The organism is Rhizobium sp. BK591 (assembly GCF_014195045.1).
Classification (GTDB): domain Bacteria; phylum Pseudomonadota; class Alphaproteobacteria; order Rhizobiales; family Rhizobiaceae; genus Rhizobium; species Rhizobium anhuiense.
This window is the reverse complement of the sequence record NZ_JACIAZ010000004.1, coordinates 258,640-276,913: the sequence shown is the minus strand read 5'-3', so window position 1 is coordinate 276,913 and position 18,274 is coordinate 258,640. Positions and strand designations below refer to the sequence as shown.

Annotated in this window: 18 protein-coding genes; 10 read left to right on the top strand and 8 right to left on the bottom strand. The window is 63.1% G+C overall.

What is annotated here, in order from left to right; all coding sequences use genetic code 11:
• Positions 1–489: 489 nt before the first annotated feature.
• From FHX10_RS19515 to FHX10_RS19500, 4 genes are all read left to right on the top strand, one after another.
• The gene (locus FHX10_RS19515; protein WP_184390226.1) at positions 490–1,167 is read left to right on the top strand and encodes a FadR/GntR family transcriptional regulator; all 678 of its coding nucleotides are present in this window, start codon (positions 490–492) and stop codon (positions 1,165–1,167) included.
• Positions 1,164–2,456: an MFS transporter gene (locus FHX10_RS19510; RefSeq protein ID WP_184390087.1), complete on the top strand. Its 1,293-nt coding sequence runs from the start codon at positions 1,164–1,166 to the stop codon at positions 2,454–2,456. Before FHX10_RS19515 ends, FHX10_RS19510 begins: the two co-directional genes overlap by 4 nt.
• A gap of 125 nt (positions 2,457–2,581) precedes the next feature.
• A complete protein-coding gene (locus FHX10_RS19505; protein WP_184390083.1) occupies positions 2,582–4,114 on the top strand; it encodes a S10 family peptidase in 1,533 nt (510 codons plus the stop codon).
• Positions 4,115–4,228: 114 nt separating this feature from the next.
• Positions 4,229–4,630, top strand: a complete 402-nt coding sequence (locus FHX10_RS19500) for a GFA family protein (protein ID WP_028757635.1) — start codon at positions 4,229–4,231, stop codon at positions 4,628–4,630.
• 38 nt (positions 4,631–4,668) lie between these two features.
• Here the strand turns inward: FHX10_RS19500 and FHX10_RS19495 are convergent, their stop codons facing one another.
• Positions 4,669–5,250, bottom strand: a complete 582-nt coding sequence (locus FHX10_RS19495; RefSeq protein WP_184390080.1) for an Lrp/AsnC family transcriptional regulator — start codon at positions 5,248–5,250, stop codon at positions 4,669–4,671.
• 25 nt (positions 5,251–5,275) lie between these two features.
• Here FHX10_RS19495 and FHX10_RS19490 point away from each other — a divergent pair, with 25 nt between their 5' ends.
• The gene (locus FHX10_RS19490; RefSeq protein WP_184390077.1) at positions 5,276–5,662 is read left to right on the top strand and encodes a RidA family protein; all 387 of its coding nucleotides are present in this window, start codon (positions 5,276–5,278) and stop codon (positions 5,660–5,662) included.
• An 87-nt stretch (positions 5,663–5,749) separates the two neighbouring features.
• On the opposite strand, the gene FHX10_RS19485 is transcribed toward FHX10_RS19490, so the two are convergent.
• On the bottom strand, positions 5,750–7,333 hold the full coding sequence (locus tag FHX10_RS19485; RefSeq protein WP_132573759.1) for a peptide chain release factor 3: 1,584 nt from the start codon (positions 7,331–7,333) through the stop codon (positions 5,750–5,752).
• 91 nt (positions 7,334–7,424) lie between these two features.
• Here FHX10_RS19485 and dut point away from each other — a divergent pair, with 91 nt between their 5' ends.
• Positions 7,425–7,895: a dUTP diphosphatase gene (gene dut / locus FHX10_RS19480; protein WP_184390073.1), complete on the top strand. Its 471-nt coding sequence runs from the start codon at positions 7,425–7,427 to the stop codon at positions 7,893–7,895.
• Positions 7,895–8,794, top strand: a complete 900-nt coding sequence (locus tag FHX10_RS19475) for a GNAT family N-acetyltransferase (RefSeq protein WP_097594976.1) — start codon at positions 7,895–7,897, stop codon at positions 8,792–8,794. Before dut ends, FHX10_RS19475 begins: the two co-directional genes overlap by 1 nt.
• A 35-nt stretch (positions 8,795–8,829) precedes the next feature.
• On the opposite strand, the gene FHX10_RS19470 is transcribed toward FHX10_RS19475, so the two are convergent.
• Positions 8,830–9,294, bottom strand: a complete 465-nt coding sequence (locus FHX10_RS19470; protein WP_028757687.1) for an Lrp/AsnC family transcriptional regulator — start codon at positions 9,292–9,294, stop codon at positions 8,830–8,832.
• A 112-nt stretch (positions 9,295–9,406) separates the two neighbouring features.
• Here FHX10_RS19470 and FHX10_RS19465 point away from each other — a divergent pair, with 112 nt between their 5' ends.
• Positions 9,407–10,309, top strand: coding sequence for a DMT family transporter (locus FHX10_RS19465; protein WP_028757397.1), 903 nt, complete (start codon positions 9,407–9,409; stop codon positions 10,307–10,309).
• 47 nt (positions 10,310–10,356) lie between these two features.
• Here the strand turns inward: FHX10_RS19465 and FHX10_RS19460 are convergent, their stop codons facing one another.
• Positions 10,357–10,875, bottom strand: coding sequence for a Dps family protein (locus FHX10_RS19460; RefSeq protein WP_028757396.1), 519 nt, complete (start codon positions 10,873–10,875; stop codon positions 10,357–10,359).
• 234 nt (positions 10,876–11,109) lie between these two features.
• On the opposite strand from FHX10_RS19460, the gene FHX10_RS19455 reads away from it, so the two are divergent.
• Positions 11,110–11,727, top strand: coding sequence for a LysE family translocator (locus tag FHX10_RS19455; RefSeq protein WP_063474804.1), 618 nt, complete (start codon positions 11,110–11,112; stop codon positions 11,725–11,727).
• A 144-nt stretch (positions 11,728–11,871) separates the two neighbouring features.
• Positions 11,872–12,834, top strand: a complete 963-nt coding sequence (gene cysK / locus FHX10_RS19450; RefSeq protein ID WP_184390070.1) for a cysteine synthase A — start codon at positions 11,872–11,874, stop codon at positions 12,832–12,834.
• 110 nt (positions 12,835–12,944) lie between these two features.
• On the opposite strand, the gene FHX10_RS19445 is transcribed toward cysK, so the two are convergent.
• The 4 genes from FHX10_RS19445 to FHX10_RS19430 all read right to left on the bottom strand — a co-directional run bounded on the left by FHX10_RS19445 (position 12,945) and on the right by FHX10_RS19430 (position 18,237).
• Positions 12,945–14,477, bottom strand: a complete 1,533-nt coding sequence (locus tag FHX10_RS19445; protein ID WP_184390068.1) for a YifB family Mg chelatase-like AAA ATPase — start codon at positions 14,475–14,477, stop codon at positions 12,945–12,947.
• Between the two features lie 172 nt (positions 14,478–14,649).
• Positions 14,650–15,597, bottom strand: a complete 948-nt coding sequence (gshB, locus tag FHX10_RS19440) for a glutathione synthase (protein ID WP_028758391.1) — start codon at positions 15,595–15,597, stop codon at positions 14,650–14,652.
• Between the two features lie 86 nt (positions 15,598–15,683).
• On the bottom strand, positions 15,684–16,718 hold the full coding sequence (locus tag FHX10_RS19435; protein ID WP_047617598.1) for an ABC transporter permease: 1,035 nt from the start codon (positions 16,716–16,718) through the stop codon (positions 15,684–15,686).
• Positions 16,702–18,237 (bottom strand): sugar ABC transporter ATP-binding protein, encoded by a 1,536-nt coding sequence (locus FHX10_RS19430; protein ID WP_183903652.1) that lies wholly within the window; start codon positions 18,235–18,237, stop codon positions 16,702–16,704. The genes FHX10_RS19435 and FHX10_RS19430 overlap by 17 nt, the downstream gene beginning before the upstream one ends.
• Positions 18,238–18,274 lie beyond the last annotated feature (37 nt).

Sequence of the window (18,274 nt, the reverse complement as noted above, 5' to 3'; positions counted from 1 at the left end):
CCGCCGCCGCACCGACGGGAATACTCTAAATTGTCTGATCTCGCGGCTAATAACAGCTTAACGCGCCGCCGGTTTGCAAGCGCAAGATGACAGTTTCGTGGCGTCCGGCATCTTCAAATTCTGCGAAACACTGTGTTCTCTCGTGAACATCCGCATTGCCCAGGGTTGCGTCCTATGTAGAATTTCTTCTTGCATCTGTGAAGAATCAGCCTAACTTTAAGTCATCAGCAACAGAACGAAAGGAAGGTGATCCAATGTCTAATGAGATTTCGGACCTCGTAACGGGCATGGAAGAGGTGAAGAAGGCGAGGCAGCCCTCGCTCTAATCCCCGCCTTCCTGGGGCTGCATAGACAGTCCAGGCCAGTTCGAGGCCAAACTCATGGAAAGGGTCGCTGAGGCGACCCTTTTTTAATGCCCGGATTTCAAATTGACGGAATTTCGAAATTCCATTACTCATAAAGTCATCGGATGACTTTATGAGTAATGGAATGCGGGCACTCAGCAAGACCAATCTCGCCGATGAGGCGATCGAGGCGATTCGCGGCGACATTCTCGGCAAACGCTGGGCGGTCGGCGAGAAACTGCCGAATGAAGCCTCGCTGTCAGCCATGCTGTCCGTCAGCCGCGGCACGGTGCGCGAGGCAGTGCGCGTTCTCGTCTCGCAGGGTTATCTCGAAACCCGCCAGGGCTCGGGAACTTATGTCCGTTCGACCCGCGATGCCGGCCGGCCGCTGACGATGGCACGGCGCGCCAGCCTGCGCGACCAGTTCGAGGCGCGATGCGCACTCGACGTCGAGGCAGCCCGTCTGACGGCGATCCGCAAGACCCCGGAAACGGTGGCCGAGCTGCGCAGGCTGCTTGCCGAACGCGGCAATTACGATGGCGGCAATCAGGCCGGCTTCATCGAACGCGACCTCGCCTTCCACAAGGCCGTCATCGCCGCTTCCGGCAACCGGGCGATGATCGAGATCTGTGATTTCTTCTCGGCCTCGATTGCCGACACCATCGCCGCAACGCTCGGCAAGGATATTCCGGAACCCGATATGCAGGCGCATGCCAATATCGTCGACGCCATCGAGACCGGCGATCCCGACAAAGCGGACGTGGCGGTGCGTCGTTTCATGGCGCCGGTTCTTGCCGCACTCGACCGGATGATCCTGTCATGAACACGCCTTTCAACCATGCTGCCAGCACGCTCGAGGCGGCCGACGAACTGCTGATCGACGCCGAGACCGGCAGCCTTCCGCCGCCGCAGGCAACGTCGAAGCGGGGAGCTGCGGGTCGTTTCCTGCTCGGCGCATGCCTGGTGCTGATCGCCTTCAACCTGCGCCCGGTCTTTTCGAGCGCCTCGGCGCTGCTGCCGGAAATCCGCTCGGAGCTCGGCCTCGGCGCGCTGGGCGCCAGCCTGCTGACGACGCTTCCGGTCGTCTGCCTCGGCGCCTTTTCGCCGCTTGCGCCTCGTCTTGCCCAGCGCCTCGGGACTGAGCGCACGCTGCTCGGCGTTCTGCTGCTTCTCGCGCTCGGCACTGCATTGCGCGGGCTTTCCTCGGTGCCGCTGCTCTTCATCGGCACGGCCCTTGCGGGCGCCTGTATCGCTGTCGGCAACGTGCTGCTGCCGGGGCTGGTGAAGCGGGATTTCGCCGGGCGCGCCGCGCTGATGACCGGTTTCTACACGATGGCGCTTTGCGCCGGTGCGGCAAGTGCGGCCGGGCTGACGCTGCCGATCGAGCATGGATTGGGCGGGTCTCTCGCGGGCGCGCTCGCCATCTGGGCGCTGCCCGCCCTGATCGTCAGCCTGCTCTGGCTGCCTGAGGTTCTTCGCAGCGGCCGGCAGGCAAGACGAAATGGCTTCCACGTCAAAGGCCTCTGGCGCGACCGGCTCGCCTGGCAGGTCACGCTGTTCATGGGGCTGCAATCGGCACTTGCCTATTGCGTCTTCGGCTGGCTGGTTCCTATCTTGCGCGAACGTGGGCTCGACGGCGTCACATCAGGGGCGATCGTTTCCCTGTCGGTGATGGTGCAGGCCGCCTCCTGCCTGATCGTGCCGCATATCGCGGTGCGCGGCCGCGATCAGCGGCTGATCAATGCGAGCCTCTGCGGCGTCGCCGTCACCGCCCTGCTCGGCCTGCTCTTTGCGCCGCTGTCGACAGTCTGGCTGTGGGCGGTGCTGCAGGGCATCGGTCAGGGCGGGCTGATCGCCGCGGCCATGACGACGATCGTGCTGCGCTCGCGCGATCCCGATGTCGCCGCCCATCTTTCCGGCATGGCGCAATGCGTCGGTTACCTGCTTGCCGCCATCGGCCCACTCATCGTCGGTCTCATCCGCGGCTGGACCGGAAGTTTTTCCTGGTGCGCCGCCCTCTTCGTCGCGCTTGGGCTCGGCGCGGCGATCAACGGCTGGAAGGCCGGCCGGGCAATTGAAGTGAACGTCCATGCGGTCGAGAAGACAGGCTGAGCCGCACGCTCAGCTCACTCGTTCACTGGTTCATTCACTGGCCCATCACCATCTCTTGATGCCCGTCGCCGGCCGCGGATGCTACGCTATCTCAGCCTCTCATTCCCATCGCCGGAGGAGACATCTTGCGCATCCGAACCCTGTTTCTGCTTGCCGCGCTTGCGGCAATGCTGGCCCCTGCCCTGTCTCATGCGCAGGAAAGCGGTCAGCCGAGGGCCAATATTCAGAGCGGCGCGCGCGAGGGCGTGCTGAAGCTGCTGCCGGCCGATTCCGTCACCGAGCACGAGCTGACGATCGGCGGCCGGAAACTCGCCTACACCGCCACCGCCGGCACGCTTGAACTCTTCGGCCAGGACGGCGCGCAGACCGGCGCGATCTTCTACACTGCCTATGTCGCTGGGGATGGCGGGGCGAACCGGCCTCTGACCTTTGCCTTCAACGGTGGCCCGGGTGCGGCTTCCGCCTTCCTGCATCTTGGGTTGGTCGGGCCTGAGGTGCTCGATTTCGGGCCGGATGGACGCGACGGCGCCAATGCGAAACTCGTCGACAACAAGCAGAGCTGGCTCGATTTCACCGATCTCGTGCTGATCGATCCGATCGGCACGGGCTGGAGCCGGACGGTCAAGGCGGACGACGCCTCCAACTATTACAACGTCAATGCCGATGCTGAGAGCATCGCCAAGGCGATCGCGCTCTATGTCGCGCACAACAACCGCTCCAACTCGCCGAAATATCTTCTCGGTGAAAGCTATGGCGGCTTCCGCGCCGCCAAGGTCGCCTCGGCGCTGCAGGAAAGCCAGGGCATCATCGTCGCCGGCGCGGTGATGCTTTCTCCCTTGCTCGAAGGCCAGCTGATGTTCAATGCCGACCAGTTCGCGCTCGGCGCAGCCCTCGAACTACCGTCTTTGGCGGCCGCCGAACTCGACCGGCATAAGGCTTTCGACGAAGAGACGCAGAAAGAGGCCGAGACCTTCGCGCTCGGCGACTATCTGACGACGCTGGCCGGACCGCCGCCCACGGGCGCCGAGGCCGCCGCCTTCTATGGCAGGATCGCCAAGCTGACAGGCATTCCCGAGGATATCGTCACCCGCAACCGCGGCTTCCTCGGCAATTCCTTCGTCAAACATTCCGACGCGGGCAGCGGCGAGGTGATGAGCGCCTACGATGCCTCCTTTGCAGCCCCCGATCCCTATCCGGAATTGGACTACGATCGCGGCAACGACGCCATCCTCGACGGATTCACCCGCGCCTATGGCGGCGCCTTTGCCGACTATGCCCGCAACCAACTCGGCTTCAGGACGGAGATGACCTATACGCTGCTCGAAGGCGATATCAGCCGGCGCTGGGAATGGGGCGGAGGACGCGGCGGCGGATCGCGCCTCCAGGCCAGCGCCACCGACGACATCCGGCAGCTGCTCGCCTCGAACCCGGCATTCCATCTGCTGATCGCGCATGGCTACAGCGATCTGGTGACGCCCTACAGCGTCAGCCGCTATGTCGTCGATCATCTGCCGCCGTCGCTCGCCGGCGGCCGCGTCGGGCTGAAACTTTATCGCGGCGGCCATATGTTCTATACCAAAGCCGATCAGCGGGCCGCCTTCACGGCCGATGCCAAGGCCTTCTATGCCACACGGCCAGGCGCGCAGCCGGCGGACTGAGGCGTGGAGCGATCTTTCAGGTTCGCCTGCCACGCTTTGGTTCTTTGTTTATCGCATCTCATGATCGCAAAACCGCAGTACATTTTTGCGCGACATGCTTTGAGGAAGTAACCGATGCATATCACCGGGGGATGCCATTGCGGCGCAATCCGCTATCAGGCGGAGATCGATCCAGAGCGGATTTCGATCTGCCATTGCACCGATTGCCAGCGGCTGACCGGCTCGGCCTATCGCGTCACCGCACCGGCGCGGCCGGACAGTTTAACGCTCCTGTCGGGCGAACCGAGAGGCTACGCAAAATATGGCGACAGCGGCGGTCTCAGCCGGCAATTCTTCTGCCCGAATTGCGGATCGCCGCTTTACCGCACCGACGGCGAAGGCGGCGCGATCGGCATCCGCGTCGGCAGCATCGACCAGCGGCGGGAACTGACGCCCAAGAAACAGATATGGTGCCGCTCGGCCCTGGCAGGGGTGGAGAATATCGAGCACCTGCCGCGCTTCGAGGGCGAGGATTAGAGCGGCGGGACGCTTAGCCGGGAAGCCAGAGCGCCTGTCTATTCCGGCCGCGGCATATCAGGCCAGCTGTCGGTGACGCCGGCCTGGACCGGACGCTCCAGATAGGTGGAAAGGGCGATATAGCTGCGGGTGCCGGTGACACCGGGAACGGCATGGATCTGCGCCAGAAAAGCCTCCAAGTCCTGCGGGCTCGCCGTGCGGACCTTGAAGAGAACGCTGGCATCGCCGGCGACCGAATGCATCTCCTCGACCTCGGGAAACCGCAGGACCTGCATCAGCCGCTCGCTCTTGCCCCAGCCGGCCGCCTCCACATGCACGAAAGCAAGCAACGGTTTGCCAAGCGCTGCGCCATCCAGCGCGGCATGCACGCCTTTGATCGCGCCGGATTGCCGGAGACGGCGCACGCGCTCGTGCACGGCCGGCGCCGACAGGCCGACCGCTTCGCCAAGCCTGGCATAACTCTGGCTGCTGTCGGCGGCGAGTGCGGCTAATATTTTTCGGTCGACGACATCGATGGCCGGCTGCTGCGCACGTCTTTGCCGAAGATCCTCTGTATTTTTCGTCATTCGGTAAAATCCCCTTCTTGCCGAAAAATAATCGCCGATACTGGCATTATTCAACAGAATATTCGGGGAGGCAAATCGCATGGAGATGATCGAACGCAATCCGGCAAGCGGGATCTATCCGGCGAGCCCCGACTATATCCATGCGCTGGAGGTCAGGCATCCCAAGCGGCTGCTCTTCGTCAGCGGCACGATGGGTCTCGATCAAGAGGGAATGGCGGCCGTCGACCTGGACGGGCAATTGGAGCTCATCTGGTCCAATCTGCGCACCATCCTCGCCTCGGCTGATATGACCGTCGACAATATCGTGCGGCTGACGAGCTATCTGCGCGACGGTGCCTTTGTGGAGGCGAACCAGAATGCCCGCCTTCGGGCACTTGGCGGCCGCGCCGTACCGACCACAGCCATCATCGTCGAAACGCTCAGCGAAGACTGGCTGGTCGAAATCGAGATCGTCGCCGCCGGCTGACGGCAAATGGCCATCGCAGCACGGGGGTGCGACAGCCATGCGTTCAAGCCGTTTTTGCCCAATCGCTTGGCGGACGATTGCCCGGTCTCACGCCGCCTTGGCGGCGTGATATTCCTTGATGGCGACCATCTTGATCGCGGGATAACGCTCGGACTCATAACGCAGCGAAAAACCGTCCTGGGCGAGGAAGACCGGATCGCCGTCGAGATCGCGGGCGATGTCGCCGCGCTTGACAGTGAGGAACTTGTCGAGATCGGCCGGCTGCTCGGCCGAGATCCAGCGGCAGACGGAGAAACGCGACATTTCGAAGGAGACCGGCAGGCCGTATTCGGCCATCAGCCGCTCCTTCAGCACGTCGAGCTGCAGGGCGCCGACGACGCCGACGATCGCCGGCGAGCCGTCTTCCGGCGAAAACAGCTGGACGACGCCTTCCTCGGCCATCTGCTGCAGGGCTTCCTTGAGCTTTTTTGCCTTCATCGCGTCTTCCAGGCGCACGCGGCGCAGGATTTCCGGCGAGAAGTTCGGCACGCCCTGGAAGACCAGGGATTCGCCTTCGGTCAGCGTATCGCCGATCCGGAGCGTGCCGTGGTTGGGAATGCCGACGACATCGCCGGCATAGGCGGTGTCGGCGAGCTGGCGCTGCGAGGCGAAGAAGAATTGCGGCGCCGTCAGGCCGAGCTGCTTGCCGGTGCGGGCGAGCCTTGCCTTCATGCCGCGCTCGAGCTTGCCGGAGCAGATGCGGGCAAAGGCGATGCGGTCGCGATGGTTGGGGTCCATGTTGGCCTGGATCTTGAAGACGAACGCCGTCATCTTGTCGTCGGTCGCATGCACGGTCCTGGTATCAGCGACCTGGTCACGCGGCGGCGGCGCGAAATCGCCGAGCGCATTGATGAGGTCACGAACGCCGTAATTGCGCAACGCCGAACCGAAGAAGACCGGCGTCATATGGCCTTCCAGGAAGGCCTGGCGGTCGAAGGGACGGCAGGCCTCGATCGCGAGCTCCGTCTCCTCGACGAATGCCTGGCGCTCGTTTTCCGGCAACCGGCCGGCAACGCTCTGCGGGCCGTTGACCGGCGTTCCCTCGATTTCGGTATCCGACCCGCGCACCGTGTTGGCGGCAATATTGTAGGAACCGCAGAAGGTCTTCGAGCGGCCGACCGGCCAGGTGATCGGCGCCGTATCCAGCGCCAGCTTCTCTTCCACCTCGTCGAGGATCTCGAAGGGATCGCGGCTTTCGCGGTCCATTTTGTTGATGAAGGTGATGATCGGAATATCACGCATGCGGCAGACTTCGAAGAGCTTCAGCGTGCGCGGCTCGATACCCTTGGCGGCGTCGATGACCATGACGGCGGCATCGACGGCCGTCAGCGTGCGATAGGTGTCGTCGGCGAAATCCTCGTGACCCGGCGTGTCGAGGATGTTGAAGACATTATCGTTATATTCGAAGGTCATCACCGAGGTGACGACCGAGATGCCGCGTTCGCGCTCGATCTTCATCCAGTCGGAGCGCGTCTGCATTCGATCCTTCTTCGCCTTGACTTCACCGGCAAGCTGAATGGCGCCGCCGAACAGCAGCAGCTTTTCGGTGAGCGTCGTCTTACCCGCGTCCGGGTGGGCGATAATAGCGAATGTGCGGCGGCGGGAGACCGCCTCGGCGAGACTTTCGGCCATACTTGTGAATCCTGTGGAATTGCCGCGTATCTAGCGATTAAAGCCCGGCAATGCAATTGACCTTGCCCTTCCACGCGCAAAGTAATGGCCCATGACCATTCATCACGATCTCAGCCCGACGCTGAACCTCATCCGCCTGCCGAATGGCGAAGGCCTCGACCTGCCCGCCTATGAAAGCAAGGGGGCGGCCGGCATGGACCTGCGCGCCGCCATCGACGAGGCGACACCACTGACGCTTCTGCCGGGCAAACGGGCGCTGGTGCCGACCGGCTTCATCTTCGAAATCCCCGAGCATTTCGAGGGACAGGTGCGGCCGCGCTCCGGCCTGGCCTTCAAGAACGGCATCACCTGCCTGAATTCGCCGGGTACCGTCGACAGCGACTATCGCGGCGAGGTGAAAGTGCTGCTCGCCAATCTCGGCGAAGAGCCCTTCGTTATCGAGCGCGGTATGCGCATCGCCCAGATGGTGATCGCGCCGGTGACGCAGGCGCGGGTGGTGGAGATCACCGAGGCCAGCGAAACGTTGCGCGGCGCAGGCGGCTTCGGCTCCACCGGGGTGTGATGACCAGGCGCTTCGACAGCGCTGGCCTGACCTTCCGGCAGGATTATTTCGGCGATCCCGCCGGCTGGGCGGCGCTGGTCAACCTGCTTCAGGATATTTTCGGCATCGATATCGGGCCGCTGCAACAGCTCGGCGGACCCGATCCCTCCAGCATGCCTTTCGGCTGGTTTGACGGCAATGGCGAGCTTGCGGCGAATATCTCAGCCTTTGCGCTGCCCTTCGTCATCAATGGCAGGATCGTCCATGCCGCCGGGCTTCAATCAGGCGCCGTGCGGCCACCATGGCGTGGCCGCGGGCTCTATCGCGACGTGACGGTAAAGGCGCTCGACTGGTGCGAGCGGCAGGGCTTTGAAGCCGTCATCCTCTATACCGACAAGCCGTCTCTCTACGAACCCTATGGTTTCCGTGCGATACCGCTGCACCGATACGAGGGAGCGGCACCCGCCCCTTCGGCATCAGCCGCACCCGCCCGGCTGCTTGCGCCGACGCATGCGGATGATCTTGCCCTGCTGCAATCGCTGCTGAAAAGACGAAGCCCGGTTTCGACGTCGCTTGGTGTCACCGTCAATGCGGCGATGTTTCTGATCAATACCCAGCTCGATCCCGATATCCGCCTCAGCTTCCTGGAAGACCGGCAGGCGGCCATCGCCTGGAAGATCGACGAGACGGGCCGCTTCAGTCTTCTCGACGTGGTGGCGGCGGAGATGCCCTCGCTTGCAGCAATCCTCGACGGGTTGGAGATCGTGCCCGCCACGGTCGAGGTGCTTTTCCGTCCCGACAGGCTCGGCTGGGCAGGCGTCCCGCAACCGTTGGAAAGCGGCACGAGGCTGATGCTGCGCGGGCTTGGCGATACTATCCCGAATTTCCCGGCGATGCTGTCGCCGATGGCGGATTTTTAGAGCAGCTCCAGCAAAGGGACCGGTTCTGTCGACGTTTACTTTTTCCGGGAAAGCGGCGGCAGGCGGCGTTTGACCGGTGAGGCCTTGATCATCGAGGTGTTGGTTTCTGCCCTTTCGGCAACCCGGTCGAGCAGGCCGTCGAGCTCCGCCATCGAGCGGATGACCAGGCGGGCGATGAAGCAATCCTCACCGGTCACCTTGTCGCATTCGACGATTTCGGGAATGTCCTGGATGATGCGCTCGACGATGTGCAGCTGCCCCGGCAACGGACGCACGCGCACGATCGCCTGCAGGGGATAACCGACGGCGGCGGGATCGAGATCGATGGTGAAAGCCTTGATGACGCCGCGCTCCTCCAGCCGGCGCAGGCGCTCGGCGGCACTCGGCGAGGACAGGCCGACCTGCTGCGCCAGCTCCTTCAGCGAGATTCGAGCATTGCCGGCCAGCGCTTCGAGGATGGCCTGATCGACCTCGTCGAGCGATTGCACATCATTAGCCATGGCGATCCACTTTCCTATGATGATTAGGCGATATCGATCATCTTCCTTTTTATCCTTATATAAAATCGCCTCCGGCCGCAATATTATCATGCCATCAAAGGCGGAGGTTATCATGGGTAGCGACATCAGACGGGGCACGGTGGAAATGACGGCAGCGATGCTGATCTCGGGGACGATCGGCTGGTTCGTCGTCATGTCGGGACAGCCCGTCAGCGGCGTGGTCTTCTGGCGCTGCCTGTTCGGCGCGCTCACCTTGCTTGTCATCTGCGGCGCTCTCGGGCTGCTGCGGCCCGGTATCATCACGCTGCGCGCCTTCGGCATCGCCATTTTCGGCGGCGTCGCCATCGTTTTGAATTGGCTGTTGCTGTTTGCCTCCTATTCGCATGCGACGATCTCGATCGCGACGACTGTTTATAACACCCAGCCTTTCATGCTGCTGGTGCTCGGTGCGCTCTTCCTCGGCGAGAAGATCACCGCCACCAAGCTGTTCTGGCTGACGCTCGCCTTCGCCGGCATGATTGCCATCGTCGAGGCAAAACCGGAGGCGGGCGGAGCGATATCGGAGGGCTACGGCCTCGGCATCCTGATGGCGCTCGGCGCCGCCTTCTTCTACGCGCTGGCAGCGCTGGCCGCGAAATGGCTCAAAGGCACGCCGCCGCATCTGATCGCGCTTATCCAGGTCGCCACCGGCATGCTGATGCTGGCGCCGATGACCGACTTTTCAAATCCGCCGCAGGATGTCGGCGGCTGGGCGATCCTCGTCACCGTCGGCGTCGTCCATACCGGGCTGATGTATGTGCTGCTCTACGGCGCGATCCAGAGGCTGCCGACGCATCTCACCGGCGCGCTGTCCTTCATCTATCCGATCGCCGCAATCCTCGTCGACCGGCTGGCTTTCGGCCACGCGCTGCAGCCGATGCAGATCGCCGGTGCGGCGATCATCCTGCTTGCCGCCGCCGGCATGAATCTCGGCTGGACGCCGCGCTGGCTGCGGCCGCGGGCGCTCGAGGGCTGAGAGCCGGGCGTCCCGACAGCGACGGCTGAGACGTCCGGTTGCCGATGTTACCTCTGCGGGCGTGTCGTTTCGAACAGGAACCAGGTGCGGCGCTCGCCCTCGTCGATCCAGTTCTCGATCAGGCTGGCGGTCGCGACGTCATTATGCTCGTCGCAAAGGCCATGCACCTCGCGCAGCAGCGAAACGAGCTGCGCATTGTCCTCGCGCAATTCCGACAACATGTCTTCGGGCGTAACGAAATCGGCGTCATTGTCCGAAAGGCGCTGCTGGCGGGCGATCTGGCCAATGGAGCGCAGCGTCGTGCCGCCGATCTTGCGGGCACGTTCGGCAATGTCGTCGGTCATGGCGAAGATCTGCTCGGCCTGTTCGTCGAGCAGCAGATGATAGTCGCGAAAATGCGGGCCGGACATGTGCCAGTGGAAATTCTTGGTCTTCAGATAAAGCGTGAAGACATCGGCAAGCAGGGCGGTCAGCGCCGCCGAGATATCGGTAATGGCGTTGGTCGACAGGCTGGACGGCGTCTTGAGCGGCGAAAGCCTGCGGGTTTCGGCTGAGCTGGGGGACATTCATTTTCTCCTTGGTGATGAAAATCTCCGCGGCGTTGCGCTCCCTTTCGGGAGGCGCGGAGGACGCTGATCGCGCATTTGCAGAGGGAGAGATAGCAAGGCGGGGTCGCTTTCCAAGTAGATCATGGTTCAGCAGACCTATTCTTTATGGTTATGGACAGATCAGCGCCAAAGCATTGATGCGGCAGCAAGGCTTGCCTATAGAGGGCGGCAGAAGCCCTGTGGGTTAAGAAGATGAGCCTCACCGTCCTGATCACCTATGCCGGAGCGCTGTTCATCGCCGCGGCCATTCCCGGACCTGGGATCACCGCGATCGTCGCACGGGCGCTCGGCTCGAATTTCCGCGAGACCTTCTTCATGGGCCTCGGCCTGGTGCTCGGCGACATGACCTATCTCACCGCGGTCATTCTCGGCCTCGCCTTCGTGGCGCAGAGCTTCACCGAGGTGTTCATCGCCATCAAGATCGCCGGCGCCCTCTATCTCGGCTACATCGCCTGGAAGCTCTGGACGGCGGGATTGCTGCCGCAGGATATCGCGGCGCGCAAATCGAGCAATATCGGCCTGTCCTTCCTCTCCGGCCTGCTGGTGACGCTCGGCAATCCGAAGACGATGCTGTTCTATGTCGCCCTGGTGCCGACGCTGATCGATATCGGCCATATCGGCTTGTCAGACTATGCGCTCCTGCTCACTGTTACCTTCGTGGTGCTGATCGTCGTGCTGGTGCCCTATATGCTGCTTGCCTCGCGAGCCCGGACGATGCTGAGAGAGCCGCGGGCCTTGCAGGCGCTGAACCGGGTTGCGGCCGGTATCCTGGCGGGCACGGCGGCCTTCATCGCCACGCGGGCTGCCTGAAATAAACATTCGGCAAGAAACGGTTTTCAAAGGTTTTTTTCTCCGCGGACCGCATCTCCGGGCCGAACGCGCTCTGGCCTAGACCGGCCTTTGACCCTATTCTCCCCTCGATTCCAGGGGCAGGATTTCAAAGGGAGAGCACCCATGTCGCACAAACCCGGCCGCGGCCGCATCTATTCCTCGATCACCGAAACCATCGGCGATACGCCGCTCGTGCGCTTCGACAAGCTGGCGCGGGAAAAGGGCGTCGTGGCGAACCTGATCGGCAAGCTCGAATTCTTCAACCCGATCGCCTCGGTCAAGGACCGCATCGGCGTCGCGATGATCGAAAGCCTCGAAGCGCAGGGCAAGATTACTCCCGGCAAGACGGTGCTGATCGAGCCGACCTCCGGCAACACAGGCATCGCGCTTGCCTTTGCCGCCGCCGCCAAGGGCTATCGGCTGATCCTCACCATGCCGGAAACGATGTCGGTCGAGCGCCGCAAGATGCTGGCGCTGCTCGGCGCCGAGCTGGTGCTGACCGAGGGCCCGAAGGGCATGAAGGGCGCCATCGCCAAGGCCGAGGAACTGGCGTCGTCGCTGCCCGATGCCGTCATTCCACAGCAGTTCGAAAACCCGGCCAATCCGGAGATCCACCGCAAGACGACGGCCGAGGAAATCTGGAACGATACCGACGGCACGGTCGACATCGTCGTCTCCGGCATCGGCACCGGCGGCACGATCACCGGTGTCGGCCAGGTGCTGAAGAGCCGCAAGCCCGAGATCCAGATCATCGCCGTCGAGCCGGCCGATTCGCCGATCCTGTCGGGCGGCAACCCAGGCCCGCACAAGATCCAGGGCATCGGCGCCGGCTTCGCTCCAAAAATCCTCGACACCGGCATCTACGACGAGGTCGTCACCGTCACCAACGACGAGGCTTTCGAGCAGGCCCGCCTCATCGCCCGGCTCGAAGGCGTGCCGGTCGGCATCTCCTCGGGGGCGGCGCTGACCGCCGCCATCAAGGTCGGCAACCGTCCCGAAAACGCCGGCAAGAACATCGTCATCATCATCCCCTCCTTCGCCGAGCGCTATCTCTCGACGGCGCTGTTTGAAGGGCTGGGGAGCTGAATAGCGAATAGCGAATAGCGAATAGCGAATAGCGAATAGGATGCGAACTGGTTTGGCATTCAGGCAAGCCAATTAGCAAACTCTTCGCTACTCCCTATTCGCTTCCATCCTCACGCCGCCGCCGTCAGCCTCTCACCGGCGATGCGGTAGGAGATCGCTTCGGCGAGATGGATGCGGCCGACGGTCGGTTTGCCGTCGAGATCGGCCAGGGTGCGGGCGACCTTGAGGACGCGGTGGTAGCCGCGGGCAGAGAATTTCATCTTTTCGGCGGCGTCGCGCAGCAGCTGCAGGCCGCTGGCGTCGGGTTCGGCCATTTTCTCGATCATTGCGGTGGAGCAGCGGGCATTGGTGCCGATGCCTTTTGCGCCGGCACTTTCGAAGCGCTCCTGCTGGATCTCGCGGGCGCGGGCGACGCGGCGGGCGACGTCGGCGCTGCTTTCGGCCGCCATCGGCCGGATGAGATCGGCGGCGGAGACGGCCGGCACGTCGATGCGGATATCGATGCGGTCCATCAGCGGGCCGGAGATGCGGGCCTGGTAGTCGCTCATGCAGCGCGGGCCGCGGGCGCAGCTATGACCGGGCTCGCCGGCCATGCCGCAGCGGCAGGGGTTCATTGCCGCGATCAGCTGGAATTTCGCCGGATAGGAAACGCGGTGATTGGCACGCGCGATGACGCACTCGCCGCCTTCGAGCGGCTGGCGCAGCGCATCGAGCGCCTGCGGCGTGAACTCTGGAAATTCGTCGAGAAACAGCACGCCGTGATGGGCAAGCGAGGCTTCGCCCGGACGGGCGCGCAGGCCGCCGCCGACGAGGGCGGCCATGGTGGCGGAATGATGCGGGGTGCGGAAGGGCCGGCGGTCGGAAAGCTTGCCGCCGGAGAGCTGGCCGGCGATCGAGTGGACCATCGACACCTCCAGCAGTTCGGCGGCCGAAAGCGGCGGGAGGATCGACGGCAGCCTGGCCGCCAGCATCGACTTGCCGGAGCCGGGAGGCCCGACCATCAGGAGATTATGGCCGCCGGCGGCTGCGACCTCCAGCGCCCGCTTGGCGCTTTCCTGGCCCTTGATCTCGGCAAGGTCCGGCAGGTTGGCTGCATTGGCGCGGATCGATGCCTCCGGCCTCGATAGGACCTGCGTGCCGCGGAAATGATTGGCAAGAGCGATCAGGCTGCGGGGTGCGAGAATATCGACATCCGCGCCCGCCCAGGCAGCTTCGGCGCCGCTTTCGGCCGGGCAGATCAGCCCCTTGCCGAGCGCATTGGCGCCGATCGCGGCCGGCAGCGCACCTGCGATGGCGGCGATCGTGCCATCGAGGTTGAGCTCGCCGACGACGACAAAATCCGACAGCGCATCGGCGGGAATGGCGCCGAGGGCGGCCATCAGCGCCAAGGCGATCGGCAGATCGAAATGCGAGCCTTCCTTCGGCAAATCGGCGGGCGCCAGATTGACGGTTACCCGTTTGGCCGGCAGCGCCAGGCCGGAGGCATGGAGGGCGGCCTGCACCCGCTCGCGGCTTTCGGCAACCGCCTTGTCGGGCAAGCCGACGATCTGCATGCCGACCTTGCCGGGCGCGACCATGACCTGAACCTCGACCGGCACACCTTCGATGCCCTGGAATGCCACCGTGCTGACACGCGCGACCATAAACCCATCCCCTTGCCGCAAACTCTTATACCGCCCCCGGCCCTTGAGAGCCAGCGGTTGCAATCTGGCATGGAAGCGGGAATAAAACAAGAACAATCAAGGAACGTATCTGGATATCCGCGGCGACCGGGTTGTACCCGGCCGCGGGATCAAAACGGGCATAATTTGCCGGTCAGCCGCGCTTGCGTTCGATCGCATCCCAGAGGAGGCTTGATATATCGGCGCCGCCGAACTTCTTGACCTCGCGGATGCCCGTGGGCGAGGTGACGTTGATCTCGGTCATGTAATCGCCGATCACATCGATGCCGACGAGCAGGAAGCCGCGTTCTCTCAGCGCCGGGCCGATGCGGGCGCAGATTTCCTGCTCGCGCGGCGTCAGTTCGGTCGCCTCGGCGCGGCCGCCGACATGCATGTTGGAGCGGCTGTCGTGTTCGGCCGGGACGCGGTTGATGGCGCCGGCAAATTCACCGTCGACCAGGATGATGCGCTTGTCACCCTTGCGCACATCGGGCAGATATTGCTGGGCGATGAAGGGTTCGCGGAACAGCTGGCCGAACATTTCCAGCAGCGAGGAGAGATTGCGGTCGTCGCGGGTCGAATGGAAGACGCCGGCGCCGCCATTGCCGTAGAGCGGCTTCAGGATGATGTCGCCCATCTCGTCACGGAAACGGCGGATCTCGGCCGGGTCCTTGGTGATCAGCGTCTTCGGCATCAGGTCGGAAAATTCGGTGACGAAGATCTTCTCCGGCGAGTTGCGCACCCAGGCCGGATCGTTGACGACGAGCGTCTTCGGGTGAATGCGCTCGAGCAGATGCGTCGAGGTGATATAGGCCATGTCGAAGGGCGGGTCCTGGCGCAGCAGCACGACATCCATGGTCGCGAGATCGACGCGCTCCGGCGCGCCAAGCTCGAAGTGATCGCCCTTGACGTCGCGCAGCAGCATCGGCTCGACGCTGGCAAAGAGCTTGCCGTCGCGGAAGCTCAGGCGGTCGGGGGTGTAATGGAAGAGCCGGTAGCCGCGCGCCTGGGCTTCCAGGCTCATGGCGAAGGTGGAATCACCTGCGATATTGATGCCGGCGACATGATCCATCTGGACCGCTACATTGGTGATCTTGGCCATTTCCGTCCCTTCCTGACTGCCGGACAGATGTAGGTCGGCCAGATTTCAAACGCAACGGCCAATCAAGGCCTTCCGGCGCACCCTGATCATCGCGTCTCAAGGATGCGCATCAGCCGGCCGCGATAGCTGTCGAGAATAACGGCGAGCACGATGACGGCGCCGATGACGATCGGCTTGATATTGTCGTCGGCGCCGAGCAGCTGCAATCCCGTCGACAGCACCTGCAGAATGCAGGCGCCGACCAGCGTGCCGATGATCGAGCCTTTGCCGCCGGAGAGGCTGGTGCCGCCGATGATGACGGCGGCGATGGCATTCAACTCATAGCCGATGCCGGCAACCGGGCTGCCGACATTGAGGCGGAGCAGATAGACCATGGCGGCAATGCCGGCGGTCAGCCCGGAGATCGTGAAGACCGCGATCTTGTATCTTTTCGGCTGATGCCCCGACAGCCGCACAGCCTCTTCATTGGTGCCGATCGCAAAGACGAAGCGCCCGAAGACGGTGTAGCGCAGCACGAACCAGCCGATCAGGACGACGACGATCGCAATCAGGAAGATCGACGGAAAGATGCCCCAGAAGATCAGGTTGCCGAAATCGACGAAAGGCTGCGGCAGGCCTGTTATCGTGGAGTTGTCGCTGACCACGCGGGCCAGGCCGCTGGCGACGTTCAGCATGCCGAGGGTGACGATGAAGGACGGAAGCTTCCACTTCTCGCAGATCCAGCCATTGACCGCGCCAAGGATGGCGCCGGTGCCCATCGACGCCAGACAGGCGAGAACGATCGCCTGCCATGGCGAAAACGCCGGATTGATCATGATCGTCGCACCGATGACCGTGCAAAGGGCAAGCAGCGAGCCGACGGAGAGATCGATGCCGCCGACGAGGATGACGAAGGTCATGCCCGCGGCCAGCACGGTGTTGATGGCGATCTGCACGAAGATCTTCAGAAAATTCTCCGGCGTCGCGAAATAGGGCGCCGTCGCCGAGAAAAACGCCAGGATCAGGATGAGGGCGATGGCGACGCCCGCTTCCTTCATCGAGATCCGGATCAGCTTGTCCCAGACGCTCGTCTCTTTCGCCCCAGTTTTCGCCTCGGTCTGTTCTTCAATGTTGGCGGACACGGCTGTACTCCTTGTAGGCGAGCGAAAGGATCCTGCTCTCGTCGAATTGGTCCCGGGCTATTTCCCCTGCAATCTTGCCGTCGGAAAAGACGATGATACGATGGCAGATGCCCATCAGTTCCGGCAGATCGGAAGACACGACCAGGACACCTTTTTGCTCGGCCGCAAACTTCCACAGGAGCTCATAAATCTCGGCCTTGGCACCGACGTCGATCCCGCGGGTCGGCTCATCGAAAATCAGCACCTTGGGACCGCGGAACAGCCATTTGGCAATGACGACCTTTTGCTGATTGCCGCCGGAAAAGGTCCTGACGGCCTGACGGATGGACGGAGTCTTGATCCGCAGCTCACGCACGAGGCGCTGCGCGTGATCCTCCTCGGCCCTTCGCCTGATCAGGCCGTTGCGGGAGATCTTGGCGAGATCGGTGATAGTGGTATTTTCAGCGCAGCTCATATCGAGCATCAGGCCCTGCATCTTGCGGTCTTCGGTCGCCAGGCAGAGCCCCGCCGCAACGGCATCCTGCGGCGAGTGGATCTCGACCGGCTCGCCATTCAGGCGAATTTCGCCGGCCGCCTTGGCGTCGGCGCCGAATATGGCGCGAACCGCCTCCGTCCGGCCGCTGCCGACGAGACCGGCAATACCGACAATCTCGCCCTTTGCCACGGAAAATGACAGTTCCGGGCTATGGCGCGTCACCTTCAGGCCGGAGACGCCGAGCGCCTCGCCTGAGACCACGCTGTCGCCGCGGAAAATGCCGTGATCCGAAAGCTTGCGCCCGACCATGAGCTCGACGATGTCGGGAATAGCCAGCCCTGCCAGTGGACGGGTGATCACGTGCTGGCCGTCGCGCAGCACCGTCACATCGTCACCGACTTCGAAGATCTCCTCCAGCCGGTGCGAGATATAGAGCGTGGTGACGCCTCGCTGCTTCAGGCGTTTCAGAATTTCAAAGAGGCGATCGACCTCCTTGGAGGTCAGGGTTGCCGTCGGTTCATCGAGAACGAGAAGCTTGCTTTCGTAACAAAGCGCCTTGGCGATCTCGACCAGCTGAAGCTGCGCGACGCTGAGGCGGCTCGCCAGCGTGGTCGGGGCCACATCGAGGCCGACCTCTTCCAGGAGTTCGGCTGCCCTCTTATTCATTTCCTTGTAGTTCACCAGGCCGTAGCGGCGCGGCAGATGCTCGAAGAGCAGGTTTTCGGCAACCGTCAGGTTGGAAAGCGGATGCAGCTCCTGGTGAATGACCCGGATGCCCGCCTTGAACGCCTCCAGGGGCGAGGACGGATGATAAGGCTTGCCGTCAAACAGGATATGGCCATCATCCGGCCTGAAGACGCCGCCGAGCAGATTGATCAGGGTCGACTTTCCGGCGCCATTCTCGCCCAGGAGAACGTGCCCCTTGCCGCGGCCGATCCGCATGGAGACATCCTTGAGCGCCACGACGCCGGGGAAGCGCTTGCCGATCCCCTCCAGCCTCAGGATGTCGTCATCTGGTGCGTCTGACACGTCGACCTCATGCATGGTCTGTTCAAACCTCGGCGCAACGCGCATCGGAGAG

Coding starts and splice junctions, on each gene's coding strand:
- cysK (WP_184390070.1), top strand. CDS start 11,872: ATGTCGCACAAACCCGGCCGCGGCCGCATCTATTCCTCGATCACCGAA.
- FHX10_RS19430 (WP_183903652.1), bottom strand. CDS start 18,237: ATGCATGAGGTCGACGTGTCAGACGCACCAGATGACGACATCCTGAGG.
- FHX10_RS19510 (WP_184390087.1), top strand. CDS start 1,164: ATGAACACGCCTTTCAACCATGCTGCCAGCACGCTCGAGGCGGCCGAC.
- FHX10_RS19515 (WP_184390226.1), top strand. CDS start 490: ATGCGGGCACTCAGCAAGACCAATCTCGCCGATGAGGCGATCGAGGCG.
- FHX10_RS19500 (WP_028757635.1), top strand. CDS start 4,229: ATGCATATCACCGGGGGATGCCATTGCGGCGCAATCCGCTATCAGGCG.
- FHX10_RS19460 (WP_028757396.1), bottom strand. CDS start 10,875: ATGTCCCCCAGCTCAGCCGAAACCCGCAGGCTTTCGCCGCTCAAGACG.
- FHX10_RS19470 (WP_028757687.1), bottom strand. CDS start 9,294: ATGGCTAATGATGTGCAATCGCTCGACGAGGTCGATCAGGCCATCCTC.
- FHX10_RS19445 (WP_184390068.1), bottom strand. CDS start 14,477: ATGGTCGCGCGTGTCAGCACGGTGGCATTCCAGGGCATCGAAGGTGTG.
- dut (WP_184390073.1), top strand. CDS start 7,425: ATGACCATTCATCACGATCTCAGCCCGACGCTGAACCTCATCCGCCTG.
- FHX10_RS19485 (WP_132573759.1), bottom strand. CDS start 7,333: ATGGCCGAAAGTCTCGCCGAGGCGGTCTCCCGCCGCCGCACATTCGCT.
- FHX10_RS19465 (WP_028757397.1), top strand. CDS start 9,407: ATGGGTAGCGACATCAGACGGGGCACGGTGGAAATGACGGCAGCGATG.
- gshB (WP_028758391.1), bottom strand. CDS start 15,597: ATGGCCAAGATCACCAATGTAGCGGTCCAGATGGATCATGTCGCCGGC.
- FHX10_RS19475 (WP_097594976.1), top strand. CDS start 7,895: ATGACCAGGCGCTTCGACAGCGCTGGCCTGACCTTCCGGCAGGATTAT.
- FHX10_RS19490 (WP_184390077.1), top strand. CDS start 5,276: ATGGAGATGATCGAACGCAATCCGGCAAGCGGGATCTATCCGGCGAGC.
- FHX10_RS19455 (WP_063474804.1), top strand. CDS start 11,110: ATGAGCCTCACCGTCCTGATCACCTATGCCGGAGCGCTGTTCATCGCC.